The organism is Snodgrassella sp. ESL0304 (genome assembly GCF_013344995.1).
GTDB lineage: Bacteria > Pseudomonadota > Gammaproteobacteria > Burkholderiales > Neisseriaceae > Snodgrassella > Snodgrassella alvi.
In genome coordinates, this window is sequence record NZ_JAAEDR010000002.1 from 12,404 (window position 1) to 25,847 (window position 13,444).

General features: G+C 42.8%; 14 protein-coding genes and 1 riboswitch. Of the genes, 7 read left to right on the forward strand and 7 right to left on the reverse strand.

Annotation, left to right across the window (positions count from 1 at the left end; all coding sequences use genetic code 11):
* Position 1 precedes the first annotated feature (1 nt).
* Positions 2-259, reverse strand: coding sequence for a glutaredoxin 3 (gene grxC / locus GYX91_RS00110; protein WP_025329678.1), 258 nt, complete (start codon positions 257-259; stop codon positions 2-4).
* A gap of 130 nt (positions 260-389) precedes the next feature.
* Between grxC and ftsE the strand changes: the two genes are divergently transcribed.
* Both ftsE and ftsX read left to right on the forward strand, forming a co-directional pair.
* Positions 390-1,043, forward strand: a complete 654-nt coding sequence (ftsE, locus tag GYX91_RS00115) for a cell division ATP-binding protein FtsE (RefSeq protein WP_084585172.1) — start codon at positions 390-392, stop codon at positions 1,041-1,043.
* The gene (gene ftsX / locus GYX91_RS00120; RefSeq protein ID WP_174829662.1) at positions 1,034-1,951 is read left to right on the forward strand and encodes a permease-like cell division protein FtsX; all 918 of its coding nucleotides are present in this window, start codon (positions 1,034-1,036) and stop codon (positions 1,949-1,951) included. The genes ftsE and ftsX overlap by 10 nt, the downstream gene beginning before the upstream one ends.
* A 61-nt stretch (positions 1,952-2,012) precedes the next feature.
* On the opposite strand, the gene aroG is transcribed toward ftsX, so the two are convergent.
* Positions 2,013-3,068, reverse strand: coding sequence for a 3-deoxy-7-phosphoheptulonate synthase AroG (gene aroG / locus GYX91_RS00125; protein ID WP_174829654.1), 1,056 nt, complete (start codon positions 3,066-3,068; stop codon positions 2,013-2,015).
* Between the two features lie 270 nt (positions 3,069-3,338).
* A riboswitch (PreQ1 riboswitch) is annotated at positions 3,339-3,383 on the forward strand.
* A gap of 6 nt (positions 3,384-3,389) precedes the next feature.
* Between aroG and queF the strand changes: the two genes are divergently transcribed.
* From queF to purB, 5 genes are all read left to right on the forward strand, one after another.
* Positions 3,390-3,860, forward strand: a complete 471-nt coding sequence (gene queF, locus GYX91_RS00130; RefSeq protein WP_025329682.1) for a preQ(1) synthase — start codon at positions 3,390-3,392, stop codon at positions 3,858-3,860.
* 100 nt (positions 3,861-3,960) lie between these two features.
* Positions 3,961-4,620: a 7-cyano-7-deazaguanine/7-aminomethyl-7-deazaguanine transporter gene (locus GYX91_RS00135; RefSeq protein ID WP_025329683.1), complete on the forward strand. Its 660-nt coding sequence runs from the start codon at positions 3,961-3,963 to the stop codon at positions 4,618-4,620.
* Positions 4,621-4,750: 130 nt separating this feature from the next.
* A protein-coding gene (gene prfB / locus GYX91_RS00140; protein ID WP_096766013.1) for a peptide chain release factor 2 occupies positions 4,751-5,855 on the forward strand; the annotation gives its coding sequence in 2 pieces (ribosomal slippage) (positions 4,751-4,831 and positions 4,833-5,855; 1,104 coding nt in all).
* Positions 5,856-5,918: 63 nt separating this feature from the next.
* Positions 5,919-6,758 carry a glycosyltransferase family 2 protein gene (locus GYX91_RS00145; protein WP_174829655.1) on the forward strand — a complete coding sequence of 280 codons (840 nt, stop codon included), beginning with the start codon at positions 5,919-5,921 and terminating at the stop codon, positions 6,756-6,758.
* A gap of 40 nt (positions 6,759-6,798) precedes the next feature.
* A complete protein-coding gene (gene purB, locus GYX91_RS00150; RefSeq protein WP_174829656.1) occupies positions 6,799-8,169 on the forward strand; it encodes an adenylosuccinate lyase in 1,371 nt (456 codons plus the stop codon).
* Between the two features lie 513 nt (positions 8,170-8,682).
* On the opposite strand, the gene GYX91_RS00155 is transcribed toward purB, so the two are convergent.
* From GYX91_RS00155 to hisG, 5 genes are all read right to left on the reverse strand, one after another.
* Complete coding sequence (locus GYX91_RS00155) at positions 8,683-8,853, reverse strand: hypothetical protein (RefSeq protein ID WP_172397057.1); 171 nt, start codon at positions 8,851-8,853, stop codon at positions 8,683-8,685.
* A gap of 263 nt (positions 8,854-9,116) precedes the next feature.
* Positions 9,117-9,503, reverse strand: a complete 387-nt coding sequence (locus tag GYX91_RS00160) for a VOC family protein (RefSeq protein ID WP_096766017.1) — start codon at positions 9,501-9,503, stop codon at positions 9,117-9,119.
* Between the two features lie 378 nt (positions 9,504-9,881).
* On the reverse strand, positions 9,882-11,171 hold the full coding sequence (hisD, locus tag GYX91_RS00165) for a histidinol dehydrogenase (RefSeq protein WP_174829657.1): 1,290 nt from the start codon (positions 11,169-11,171) through the stop codon (positions 9,882-9,884).
* A gap of 48 nt (positions 11,172-11,219) precedes the next feature.
* The gene (locus GYX91_RS00170) at positions 11,220-12,707 is read right to left on the reverse strand and encodes an NYN domain-containing protein (protein WP_078474552.1); all 1,488 of its coding nucleotides are present in this window, start codon (positions 12,705-12,707) and stop codon (positions 11,220-11,222) included.
* A 26-nt stretch (positions 12,708-12,733) separates the two neighbouring features.
* On the reverse strand, positions 12,734-13,387 hold the full coding sequence (gene hisG / locus GYX91_RS00175) for an ATP phosphoribosyltransferase (RefSeq protein ID WP_025329689.1): 654 nt from the start codon (positions 13,385-13,387) through the stop codon (positions 12,734-12,736).
* Positions 13,388-13,444: the final 57 nt, after the last annotated feature.

The window sequence follows — 13,444 nt, forward strand, 5'->3', positions numbered from 1 at the left end:
CTTAACCTGCGAGCAGAGCGTCTAGTTTACCTGCTTGATTCAAAGCATTCAAATCATCAAAGCCGCCGACATGTACCTCACCGATATAAATCTGCGGAACAGTCCGGCGGCCGGTACGCTGCATCATCTGCTCTCGGATTTGCGCATCCGTATCAATCCGGATCTCATTGATATCGGTTACACCTTTTTGTTTGAGTAATGCTTTGGCCATCTGGCAATAAGGGCATACCCCGGTGGTATACATGGTAATCGGTTGCATTGCAGTTTCCTTATTTACGGACAGGTATAAGCATACCGCGAACTTGCGATACTGGATAGGTGCAGGCTTTCTTTGAGCGTATGCTGCGGTATAATCGAACAATACTTATATAACAAACGGACATATAAAGATGATTCGTTTTGAACAGGTTTCGAAAACGTATCCGGGCGGTTTTACTGCGCTGAAAAACTTAAGTTTTTCTATCAACAAAGGTGAAATGATTTTTATTGCAGGCCATTCCGGTGCAGGTAAGTCAACAATTCTTAAACTGATAAGCGGTATTGTTAAACCTACTAAGGGCAAGGTCTGGCTGAATAATCAGGATTTGGGGCGGCTAAATGATAACCAGCTCGGTTATTTGCGTCAGCATATCGGTATCGTTTTTCAGGATCATAAATTATTATTTGACCGCAATGTGTTGCAAAATGTGATGTTACCTCTGCGTATCACCGGTTATGAACGTAAACAGGCTGAACGGAGGGCGCGGATAGCGATTGAAAAAGTTGGTCTGAGCGGGCGCGAACTGGCCGATCCGATTACTTTGTCCGGCGGAGAGCAGCAGCGGTTGTGTATTGCGCGGGCTGTGGTACATCAGCCGGGACTGCTGATTGCAGATGAACCGTCTGCCAATCTGGACAGAGCCTATGCACTGGATATTATGGAGCTGTTTAAAACATTTCATGAGGCCGGTACGACAGTTATGGTAGCAGCACATGATGAAACACTAATGGCAGACTACGGGCATCGTATTATCCGTTTGCAGGAAGGCAGGTTATACGCATGAACCAGTTTATTTCACTGCATAAAGAAGCGGCAGGTAAGGCCTTACGCCAGCTATTGCGTCAGCCAGTGGCTACCCTGCTGATTTTATGCATGCTGGCCATTGCCATGACTTTACCGCTGGCTCTGTATCTAGGAGTACAGAGCGGTCAGCAGGTACTGGGACAGATGAATGAAGTGCCTACCATGACACTTTATATGCAGATTAATGCCACTGCCAGTGATAATCACACCGTTGAAGAAGCCTTAAAGGCCAATAAACAACTTCAAAAAGTAGTATTTGTGAGTAAACAGCAAGGGCTGGAAGAGTTGCAGCGCAGCATGGGTAATCAGGATTTGGTTTCAATGCTTGACAGTAACCCTCTGCCGGATGCATTTACGGTTACGCCACAGGCAGATTCGCCGGACGAGCTGGCTGCATTACAGACTCAGTTTGAACAATTACCCATGGTTGAAAGCGTGAAAATGGACGCTGAGTGGATGCAGACGCTGTATCAGATTAATCAGTTTGTCCATAAATTGTTGTGGTTTCTGGCTATTACACTGGGGCTGGCTTTCGCCCTGGTTGCTTACAATACTATCCGGTTACAGATTCTCAGTCATCGGGAAGAAATCGAAATTACCAAACTGCTGGGCGCTCCGGCATCATTTATCCGCCGGCCGTTCCTGTATCTGGCTATCTGGCAGAGTCTGCTGGCTGCGGCAATCAGCATTGGTTTGTGTTATTGGCTTAACTATCAGACTCAGCCTTTACTCAGTGCGATTTTACAGCCATATGGTGTGCATGTTGTCTGGCGTTTTTTCAACCTATGGGAAGTGCTGGCTATTTTGCTAATGGTCTGCGGATTGGGTATGCTGGGCGCATGGCTGGCTACACGTCAGCATTTACTTAGCTTTAAATCAGTACGGTAAAAATTATCCCCGCAAATAGCGGGGATAATTTTAAGGTATCATATATTAGTGTCGATACTGTTTACTTTTGCTGACGTGCCTGTGCAGCCTGTGCCAGTAAGGCAAGCATAGTTTCTGTTTCTTCCCAGCCAATACAGGCATCGGTAATACTCTGACCGTAATTTTCCGGGTTATCCTGTCGTCCGGCCATCAAATTACTTTCTACCATTACACCCATAATGTGCTGTTCACCTGCCTGAATCTGTGCGGCAATATCCTGTGCTACTTCCATTTGCCGGCGGTAATCCTTGCGGCTGTTGGCATGGCTGCAATCGATCATCAGATTAGGAGTAACCTGATTTTTGTTCAGTTCATTTACCGCTGCCTGTACATATTCATGGCTGTAATTAGGTTCTTTACCACCACGCAGAATGATGTGGCAGTCAGGATTACCGCTGGTGCGTACAATGGCCGAATGGCCAGCCTTGGTTACTGAAAGAAAATGATGCGGATGGCTGGAAGCACCAATGGCATCAATAGCAATTTTCAGATTGCCGTCAGTACCATTTTTGAAACCTACCGGACAGCTTAAACCTGAGGCCAGCTCGCGGTGTACCTGACTTTCGGTTGTACGGGCACCGATTGCTCCCCATGAAATCAGGTCGGCAAAATACTGCGGAGTAATCATGTCCAGAAATTCGGTGGCTGCCGGCATCCCCATATTGTTTAATTCCAGCAGCAGTTTACGTGCCAGACGCAAACCATAGTTAATATCATAGGAACCATCAATATGCGGATCGTTAATAAATCCTTTCCAGCCTACCGTAGTACGCGGTTTTTCAAAGTAAACCCGCATAACAATCAATAATTCTTGTGCATATTTTTCACGTAATACATTCAGACGCTTAGCGTATTCAATAGCAGCTGCCGGATCATGGATAGAACACGGACCGATAATCACCAGTAGACGTTTATCCTTGCCATGTACCAGATCCGCAATAGCATGGCGTGTATTGTGTACTACCTCAGAGGCCTGCTCTGTAATGGGCAATTCGTATAAATGAGCAATGGGTGGCAACAGTTCCTTAATTTCTTTAATTCTGACATCATCAATTGGGCGGGATGCTACCTGATTCATAGTAATTCCTGTCTGACTCTATTATTTTAAATTTTTCGTGATTTATCCATCAGGCTATAATGAATATGCTTAAAAAGCAAGGACAAAACTTTGGCAAAGATATATTCTTGCTTAAATTCGGATTTAAATAACATTTAATTATTTTTTATGATGATTTTTTATAAATTCTCGGAATAATATACTAATAATAACCATTATATTGTCTTTACGGAATAGAGAGGATTTTACTGATATAGTTTTGATTTCAGACAAATTTCAGGTACAATCGCCCACCCTGTGGTTCGTAAACCTCCCACATAAAAAAACTAGGAAATCAAATATATGCGTGCGCAAAATAATCTGGGCACGGTGAGCCTGCTGGGTAATCAGCATACGGAATACCGTAGTGATTATGCCCCGGAGCTGCTGGAAGCCTTCGACAATCAACACCCTGATAACGATTATTTCGTTAAATTTATCTGTCCTGAATTCACCAGTCTGTGCCCGAAAACCGGCCAGCCGGACTTTGCTACCATTTATATCAATTATTTACCGCGTTTGCGTATGGTAGAAAGCAAATCATTAAAACTGTATCTGTTCAGTTTCCGCAATCATGGTGATTTTCATGAAGATTGTGTCAATATCATCATGAAAGACCTGATTGCCCTGATGCAGCCCAAATACATTGAGGTATATGGTGAATTTACACCGCGTGGCGGTATCGCCATCCATCCGTATGCCAATTATGGTGAGCCTGATACACGTTATAGCGATATGGCTGCACAGCGATTACTTCAGTTTCAGGTGAAATAAGTCTTCTTAAAATGACACAAGTATCTCAGGCTGCCGGTTTACATCATCCGGGCAGTTTTACTGCCTGGCGCAGTTACCGATACAACTGATAGGAATAAATATGTATGAATTTTCTGATGCGCAACGCTATAAGGCATTGCGCTGGCTGACGTTCTGGCACATGCTGGTAATCGTAGCCAGTAATTATCTGGTACAGTTTCCCTTTACTTTATTTGGATTACACAATACCTGGGGTGCTTTTACCTTTCCGTTTATTTTTCTTACCACTGATTTAACGGTAAGAATTTTTGGTTCAGGTCTGGCGCGCCGAATCATTTTCTGGGTAATGCTGCCATCATTACTGTTTTCTTATGCCATTTCTGTCCTGTTTCAGGACGGGCACTGGATGGGCTGGGCGGCATTAAGCCATTTTGATTTATTTGTTGCCCGCATTGCCCTGGCCAGTTTTACAGCCTATGTGGTCGGTCAACTGATGGATATTCTGGTATTTAACCGGCTGCGGCAGTGCCGGCGCTGGTGGCCTGCTCCCAGTGCTTCTGCTGTTTTAGGCAGTGCTGTAGATACATTGCTGTTTTTTGCTGTTGCGTTTTACCATTCGCCGGATGCATTTATGGCCGAGAACTGGTTACAGATTTCCCTGACCGATTATGCGTTCAAAATCAGCGTTGCCGCTCTGTTTTTCCTGCCTACTTATGGCATCGTACTGCGCTATTTATTATACAAACTAACTGCTTTGGCACCACGTACCGTAAACGGGTAAAAAGAATTATCAATCAACATCTGATTACAATTTATTCTTTATCATCAGGCCGCTTAAAAGCGGCCTGATTGACACACCGGCTTCTGTTATAATACGCGCCTATTTTCAAATACATGGCTAAGAGAACATCATGGAAGCGGAGCAGATTAATCAATTAAATAATATTCTGGATGATATGGCATCCCGTAGTCACGATTTACGGAGGTATCTTTGACTACGCTGGCAAAAAAGACCGCCTCGAAGAAGTAATTGGTCTGTCAGAAGATCCTGAGTTGTGGAACGATCCGAAAAAAGCTCAGGAAGTCGGTAAAGAACGCAAAGTGCTGGAGGGCATCGTACTCACACTGGATCATCTGCACAGCGGTATCGAAGATAACCGGATGCTGCTGCAGATGGCTGTGGAGGAAAATGATACAGACGGTTTTGAAGCCGTTCAGGCAGATATTACCGCTTTACAGGATGAACTGGCACAGCTGGAATTTAAACGTATGTTTAATCAGCCTGCCGATGTCAATAACTGCTTCATAGATATTGTTGCCGGTGCCGGCGGTACAGAGGCGGAAGACTGGGCTGGGATGCTGTTGCGCATGTACGTGCGTTATGGTGAACGCAAAGGCTTTAAAGTAGAAATACTTGAAGAAGATGAAGGCGAAATTGCCGGTGTGAATCGTGCTACCATTAAACTGGACGGAGAGTACGCCTACGGATTGCTGCGTACTGAAACCGGTATTCACCGTCTGGTACGGTATTCACCTTTTGATTCAAATAACAAACGGCATACTTCATTTGCATCGGTATTTGTCTATCCTGAAGTCGATGACAGCTTTGAAATTGAAATCAATCCGGCTGATTTGCGTATTGATACCTATCGTGCTTCTGGAGCAGGTGGTCAGCACATTAATAAAACTGACTCAGCTGTACGTATTACCCATGAACCGACCGGTATTGTGGTGCAGTGCCAGAATGACCGTTCTCAGCACCGTAACCGCGAAGAAGCAATGAATATGCTTAAGGCAAAATTGTTTGAGCTGGAAATGCGCCGGCGTAATGAAGAAAAGCAGAATCTGGAAGCCAGTAAAGATGATGTGGGCTGGGGGCATCAGATACGCTCTTATGTATTCGATTCATCGCGCATTAAAGATTTGCGTACCGGCTATGAAGTCGGCAATATCAAGGCAGTTATGGATGGCGACCTTGATGGTTTTATTGAAGCCAGTCTGAAACAGGGTGTTTAAGTAAAAGTCACGCGGCTGTCTGATGCATTCAGACAGCCTTGGTTTTTTAAGGTGTGTAGCAGCATGAATTGTATTGATGTCATTATTCCCTGCTACAACGCAGAAAATACACTGGGACGGGCTGTAGAAAGTGTGCTGGTGCAGCCGGAGCTCGGTTGTCTGTGGCTGGTTGATGATGCTTCCACCGATAATACCGTCACCTTTATCCAACAGTGGCAACAGCGTTATCCGCAAAAAATTCGTGCAGAATATCTGGCTTCTAACCGCGGACCTGCGCTGGCGCGCAACTGGGGAGCATTACTGTCTGTCAGCAGTCACATTGCTTTTCTGGATGCCGATGACGCCTATCAGCCTTATGCCTTACAGGCAGCATGTGCTGTATTTCACTTTCGCCCGAACAGCGGTTTATTGCGCCTGCCGGTAACCGGATACAATATTCCGGAAAAATACTGTAAGCATGAACAGTTTAATCTGGCCTGGCGCACATTTGAAATGATTACCGCTACCAATACTGTTTTTAACCGTGCCTATTTTCTTGCCTGTGGTGGTTTTCCGGCTGACTCGCTGTTTCGGCAGCTGGGCGGGGAAGATGGTGCACTTGGTCTGGCGACAATAGAAAGCTGCATGGTCGCTACCCTTTTTGATAAAGCCGGCATGACCGACATCGGTGTCAATTTTTATGGTCATGACAGTATGTATGTATGTAAACTGCTGGATTCGATGCTGTTCGGACAGACTCATTCTGACTGTGATGAGTCTGCGTTGCAGCAAGCCAATGCTGTTACTCAGACTATTGTGCACCGTTTGCATGATTTGCGTCAGATACTGAATCATCCGAAACCGGGAAAGCAGGCACTACAGTTTTTTACTGATGAACCGGTTAATACCGAAACTTTGGATTAACTGAAAATTGTCTTTTGATAACTCTGGAAGTAGAAGAAACATGATAAATCCGTTATATGCGCTGTCTCCGCTGGATGGGCGCTATGCATCGTCTGTGGCTGATTTGCGCCCGATTTTTTCTGAATATGGTCTGATGCATGCTCGCGTACAGGTTGAGCTTGGCTGGCTGAAAGCACTGGCAGCCGAAGCTGGAATCAGTGAAGTTCCGCCATTCAGTCCGGCCACCATTGCAGAAATTGATCGTGTTATTGCTGAATTTTCAATAGCAGATGCCGAAGCAGTTAAAGCTATAGAAGCCACAACCAATCATGATGTGAAAGCTATTGAATACTGGCTGAAACAGCGTTTTGCCAATGTACCTGAAGTTATGGCAGTCAGTGAATTCATTCATTTTTCCTGTACCAGTGAGGATATCAATAATCTTTCACATGCTCTGATGCTGAAACAGGCTCGTGATGAAGTACTGCTGCCTAAGCTTAATGAACTAATAACTGTATTGCGCAATCTGGCGCATACTCATGCTGCTTTGCCTATGATGTGCCGTACCCATGGGCAGCCGGCTACTCCCAGTACACTGGGTAAAGAAATCGCCAATGTCGTGGCTCGTCTGCAAAGACAAATGGAATCAGTTCGGCAACAGCAGTTTCTGGGTAAAATCAATGGTGCTGTAGGTAATTACAACGCGCATCTGGTTGCCTATCCCGATATAGACTGGGAAGGACATTGCCGCCGTTTTGTCGAATATAATCTGGGGCTGACCTTTAACCCCTATACTATTCAGATTGAACCACATGATTATATGGCAGAATTTTTCCAGACGATTAGCCGTATAAACACCATTCTGATCGATTTTAACCGTGATATCTGGGGTTATATCTCTATTGGTTATTTCAGACAAAAAGTTAAAGCCGGAGAAGTTGGTTCTTCTACCATGCCACATAAAGTCAATCCGATTGATTTTGAAAATTCAGAAGGTAATCTGGGTATGGCCAATGCTGTGCTGGGATTCCTTGCTGAAAAACTGCCGGTATCCCGCTGGCAGCGCGATTTAACTGATAGTACTGTATTGCGTAATATGGGGACGGGCTTCGGTTACACTATATTGGGACTGACAGCGCATTTGCGTGGTCTGAATAAGCTGGAAATCAATTCTGCTGCATTTGCCGCAGATCTGGATGCAACATGGGAGCTGCTGGCTGAGCCGATTCAGACAGTAATGCGCCGCTATGGGATAGCCAACCCGTATGAGCAGCTTAAAGAACTTACCCGTGGTAAGCATGGAATTACCCCTGAAAGTTTGCAGACATTTATAAATCAGCTGGCTATTCCAGACACGGCAAAAGCACAGTTACTGGCGCTTACTCCTGCATTATATGTAGGCAAGGCTCAGGAGCTGGCAGAACGAATCTGAATATAATGATTAACAGGGGAAAGCAGTGAAATTCTTTCCCCTTATCTTAAAGTAATTCAATAAACTGACTTTTAAATATTATTGTAAAAATGCAAGATATATTATGGCATAGCTCAAAAAATATAATCACAGACAGCTTAGCCCGCTCAGTCAGATTAATGCAAATAACTTTTAACGAATAGAATTATAATTTCTTGGATATTATAATAATTTAAGATTGCTTTGTATTTAGAAATTGAGCTTATTCTAGGTAGAATATATTATTAAGTAGACAATCGCATTGCACGTTAGTTATTACATTTTGATTTGTTTGATTAGAGTAAATAAATTTCAAAAATTGTAGTTAGTTTAATTCAGCTTTTGCTCAAGGTATTTAACAGTTGTTATAGTGGATTGTTAGTATTTAGTAAAATTTTTAACTATAAACATATAAACTAAGTAATTGAACATATTATTGAATAATTATTAAACAGTATAAAAAAGCCTAAATCTAAAGATTTAGGCTTTTTTATACTAAGCGTACATAATTAATACCCAAGTAACAGCTTTGCCACGATAGGGTGGAAATGTATTACCTACGGCAATAGGAGCGGTTGTTGATGGTTCTTCTTGGACTTTCCAAACACCACTTTCAGGACATTTTTCACCCGTCTTACAAGTCGTTCCTAAAGGTTTTTTTTGCATATAAAATCTCCAAATATAGAAATAAACATCGAATTGATGCAATAATAATATATGAATAGATTTTACAATTGCAATACCATATATAAAATATTTTATAAAAATTTTATATGAATTAATATAATAAAATTTGGAAAATATATGTTTAGATATTATTTAAATTTATTTATTATGATTAACTTATTTATTTTAAGCAATAAATAATCATTAGGTATTTAGTTATCATGTTCGAATGTTTTTGTTAGTAATAAATTATCCGGGTAAATTTATTGATTTGAATAATTCGATAATTCAATCAGATTATTATCCGGATCACGAATATAAATCGAAGTAATTTTTCCACAAGCTCCGGTACGAGAAGTTGGCTCTAGTTCTAATGGAATATTATGCTGATGTAAAACAGCCATTACTTCATCCAGAGTCTGCTCTACAATAAAGCACAAGTCAGCAGAACCGGGAGTAGGGTGTTTCGCTTTAGGTTCAAATTCATGTCCTTGCTGATGTAAATTAATCTTCATCTGACCAAAATGCAAAGCAGTACGATTATCTGCAAATGTACTTACCTGCATGCCAAGTACATCAGCATAAAAAGCGCAGGAGGCTTGAATATCTTTAACAGTTAATACCAGATGATCCAGTCTTTTAATCTGCATTATTAACTCCTTACTATAAAATTGGAATAGCAGTGTATTCATAATTCAGTATAAGCCCAGCTTACCAGAGTGTGTCAAAAGAGAAAAATGACACTTACAAATAATTGTTTAAATTTACGTTTAGTATTGTAGTCTGAAAACATTCAGCATATAAAAATACAAAATATTTTTAGGTTTTTTATTAGAAAATTGCTTATTTTTATGATATTTGATTTAAATTATTATCGTATTATTATTAGAGTTTGTATTTTCAATCATCTGGGTTCAGCTTAAACACAGATTCCAGAAATAGATTAAAATCTGCATGAAATAGTTAGTCACACAACATAAATAAAAATGCCAATGCTATTGAAGCATTGGCACGTGTGAATAAAATCTTTATTCCATACGCAGTTCAGCAGACCTTGCGTGTGCAGTCAGGCCTTCACCATGTGCCAGAATGCTGGCAATTTGTCCTAACTGTCGGGCACCCTCAGCAGAAACCTGAATCAGACTGCTGCGTTTTTGAAAATCGTATACACCCAGCGGGGAAGCAAACCGAGCAGTACGGCTGGTTGGTAATACGTGATTAGGGCCGGCACAATAATCTCCCAGACTCTCACTGGTATATTGCCCCATAAAAATAGCACCGGCATGCCGGATTTTCGGTGCCCATTTTTGTGGTTCAGCTACAGAAAGCTCCAGATGCTCAGGGGCCAGATAATTGGCAATATCACATGCTTCATCCAGATTCTGAGCCTGAATAATGGCTCCGCGATTAGTCAGTGAAGCTTCAATGATATCCTTGCGTGGCATCTGTGCCAGTAACTCCTTCATCTGAGCTTCTACTTCCTGAGCATAATCTGCATTGGTTGTAATCAGTATAGCCTGTGCAATTTCATCATGCTCTGCCTGACTGAATAGATCCATAGCCACCCATTTGGCCGGAGTAGTACCATCAGCAATCACCAGAATCTCACTGGGGCCGGCAACCATATCAATACCAACAACACCAAATACCCGCCTTTTGGCTGCAGCAACATAAGCATTGCCGGGTCCGGTAATTTTATCAACCTGAGCAATACTTTGTGTTCCATAAGCTAAAGCTGCTATGGCCTGAGCGCCACCTATAGTAAAGACTTGAGTTACTCCGGCTACATAAGCTGCTGCCAGAACAATATCATTTCTCTCTCCATATGGCATCGGCACAACCATCACAATTTCAGCGACACCGGCTACATGTGCCGGCATAGCATTCATCATCACTGAGCTTGGATAAGCCGCTTTACCGCCAGGTACATAAATACCTACTCTGTCCAGAGCAGTAATTTGCTGCCCCAGTAAAGTACCATTTTCATCTTCATATTGCCATGATTGCTGTTTCTGGTGCTGATGATAGCTTTCAATCCGTTTAGCAGCAGTTTGTAAAGCTGTCTGCACATCTGCCGGCAGACGGGCAAATGCTGCAGCCAGATCTGTCTGACTTAATGTCAGATCAGCCATAGACTGAGCCTGTGTGTGATCAAAACGATTAGTATATTCAATTACAGCTGCATCACCGCGTTGCTGCACATCTGTACAAATAGCGGCTACAGCTACATCCACTTGCGGATCCTGTGCAGTTTCGAATGCCTGTAATGCAGTTAGCTGGGCTTTAAAATCAGCATCCAGCGTGGAAATATATTTCATGCCTATGTATATCGGGCAGCCTGAGCTGCCCGATCCTGATATCATTAATTAAAAATTGTTGCCGAAATTATCGTCATCTTCATCGATAACCGGTGTTTTTGATTTAGCGGCCAGTTCATGAGCCGGAATAGTATTACCATCTACTTCAATATCATAAGGTTTTACTACCCGTACCCGTAAGCCACGGCCGGCCTTACGGCTGTCTACCCACTCACTGCTAATTGCCGAGATAGCATTATTGGCATTGTCAAAACCATAGTCTTTAGCATTAAAGCCGCCATCGCTGGTTACCAGCTCGCGAGCAACTGAGCTCACTGTCGCCCAGCCTTCAATATCACAGGTTCTTTCAATGGCCTTTTGTACCATCGGCACCAGACGGTTCCAGTGGTGCTGGCTGGATGTTTCACCAGAAGAACGACCGGATTTGGATGAGCGGTTATTGAAACCGGATTTTGCCGGACGACCACGACCACGGCTACTTTCCGCAGGAGTTACCGTCGTTTCGAATACTGTTTTGCGAGGACGGCCACGGCCGCGTTTAGTCTGATCTTCCCGGCCCTTTTCATAACTGGTGAATTCCGGAGCTCTGGTTTCAATCTGTACCAGCACCGGTTCTTTAGCCTTGCTTTTTTCTTCCGGCTCTATGGTTACACTTACTTTTTCTGCCGGCATGGCTGTGCTGACTGCCGGAATGGTAATAACCAGGGGTGCATCATTATTCTGCTGGAAAGCTGTCGGCTCACTAACCGATGTGTAAGGTTTGCTTTCTGTTTTAGGCGCAAGGCTACTATTGCGTTTTTTCAGACGCAGCCATAAATGATTGCCGTGCATCTGAGTTTCAAAAATATCGATGGCACTGATCAGATAAGAGAGTTTGGTATAACCATAATTACGTGCATCGAAATCGGAATTTACCTTGTTGATATACTGACCGATAACACCCAGTGATGTCCAGCCATCATCATCTGCATGCTCCTTCACTGCATTGCGGAACAGATTCATCAGTGCAGTATCCTGTTTCAGCTCAGCCGGAGTTTTGCGTTTATTGCGGAAAATCGGTGTCTGGGCTTTATCTTCACCGATATCTACTGTGGTATGGCTAAGTAAATTCTCAGTATAAATAAATTTATCACATGCTTTACGGAAAGATTCGGGCGTTTTTTTCTGCCCGAAACCATAAACAGTCAGACCATTTTCACGAATACGGGAAGCCAGACGGGTAAAATCACTGTCACTGGATACAATACAGAAGCCGTCAAAAGTATTACTGTATAATAAATCCATGGCATCAATTACCATAGCCATATCAGTGGCATTTTTTCCCTTAGTATAGGCAAATTGCTGTACAGGGGTAATAGCGTGTGGTAACAGTGCATCTTTCCATTTGGACAGGCCGCTGCTCCAGTCGCCATAAATGCGTTTAACGCTGGCAATACCGTATTTGGCAATCTCTTCCAGTAAAGATTCAACAATACTGGCTGAAGCATTATCAGCATCAATAAGTACTGCCAGTTTGGCCGAATTTTCCGTAGTCATTTATAGAATTCCTGTTAATAAAAAATTTAAATTTCGTGATTTCGTGCACTAGTAAATACATTAATAATTGGTTGTATAGCTGCATATTTCAGCTTTAAGGCTGCCTTATTTACGACCAGCCGGCTGGAAATATCTACAACATGCTCTACAGCCTCCAGGTTATTTGCCTTTAACGTATTACCCGTCGAAACCAAATCAACAATTGCATCAGCCAGCCCTACCAGAGGTGCCAGCTCCATTGAACCATATAATTTAATTAAATCAATGTGTACGCCTTTGCCGGCAAAATGTTCAGCCGCAATATTAGGGTATTTACTGGCTACGCGTAAACGGCAGCCGGGTTGTGAAGCTGCTGCGTAGTCAAACCCTTTGCGTACGGCTACCATCATTCTGCAACGGGCAATATTCAAGTCCAAAGGTTGATATAATCCGTCGCCATCATGTTCAATTAAAACATCTTTTCCTGCGATTCCAAAATCAGCTGCTCCGTATTGCACATATGTAGGCACATCTGTTGCCCGAACAATGATTAAACGGATATTGTCATGATTAGTATTAATAATCAGTTTACGTGACTCTTCCGGGTCTTCAATAGCATTAATTCCTGCCGCAGCGAGTAATGGCAGGGTTTCTTCATAAATTCGACCTTTAGATAACGCTATGGTTAATTGTACAGTCATTTTTTTGTCAGTGTTGAATAATATACATAAAAGCAAACTTATTAAACAATAAATTAT

What these genes read in the sequence shown, in the direction of transcription:
- grxC (WP_025329678.1), bottom strand. Translation starts at nt 259, where the DNA reads ATGCAACCGATTACCATGTATACCACCGGGGTATGCCCTTATTGCCAG.
- ftsE (WP_084585172.1), top strand. Translation starts at nt 390, where the DNA reads ATGATTCGTTTTGAACAGGTTTCGAAAACGTATCCGGGCGGTTTTACT.
- aroG (WP_174829654.1), bottom strand. Translation starts at nt 3,068, where the DNA reads ATGAATCAGGTAGCATCCCGCCCAATTGATGATGTCAGAATTAAAGAA.
- queF (WP_025329682.1), top strand. Translation starts at nt 3,390, where the DNA reads ATGCGTGCGCAAAATAATCTGGGCACGGTGAGCCTGCTGGGTAATCAG.
- GYX91_RS00135 (WP_025329683.1), top strand. Translation starts at nt 3,961, where the DNA reads ATGTATGAATTTTCTGATGCGCAACGCTATAAGGCATTGCGCTGGCTG.
- GYX91_RS00145 (WP_174829655.1), top strand. Translation starts at nt 5,919, where the DNA reads ATGAATTGTATTGATGTCATTATTCCCTGCTACAACGCAGAAAATACA.
- purB (WP_174829656.1), top strand. Translation starts at nt 6,799, where the DNA reads ATGATAAATCCGTTATATGCGCTGTCTCCGCTGGATGGGCGCTATGCA.
- GYX91_RS00155 (WP_172397057.1), bottom strand. Translation starts at nt 8,853, where the DNA reads ATGCAAAAAAAACCTTTAGGAACGACTTGTAAGACGGGTGAAAAATGT.
- GYX91_RS00160 (WP_096766017.1), bottom strand. Translation starts at nt 9,503, where the DNA reads ATGCAGATTAAAAGACTGGATCATCTGGTATTAACTGTTAAAGATATT.
- hisD (WP_174829657.1), bottom strand. Translation starts at nt 11,171, where the DNA reads ATGAAATATATTTCCACGCTGGATGCTGATTTTAAAGCCCAGCTAACT.
- GYX91_RS00170 (WP_078474552.1), bottom strand. Translation starts at nt 12,707, where the DNA reads ATGACTACGGAAAATTCGGCCAAACTGGCAGTACTTATTGATGCTGAT.
- hisG (WP_025329689.1), bottom strand. Translation starts at nt 13,387, where the DNA reads ATGACTGTACAATTAACCATAGCGTTATCTAAAGGTCGAATTTATGAA.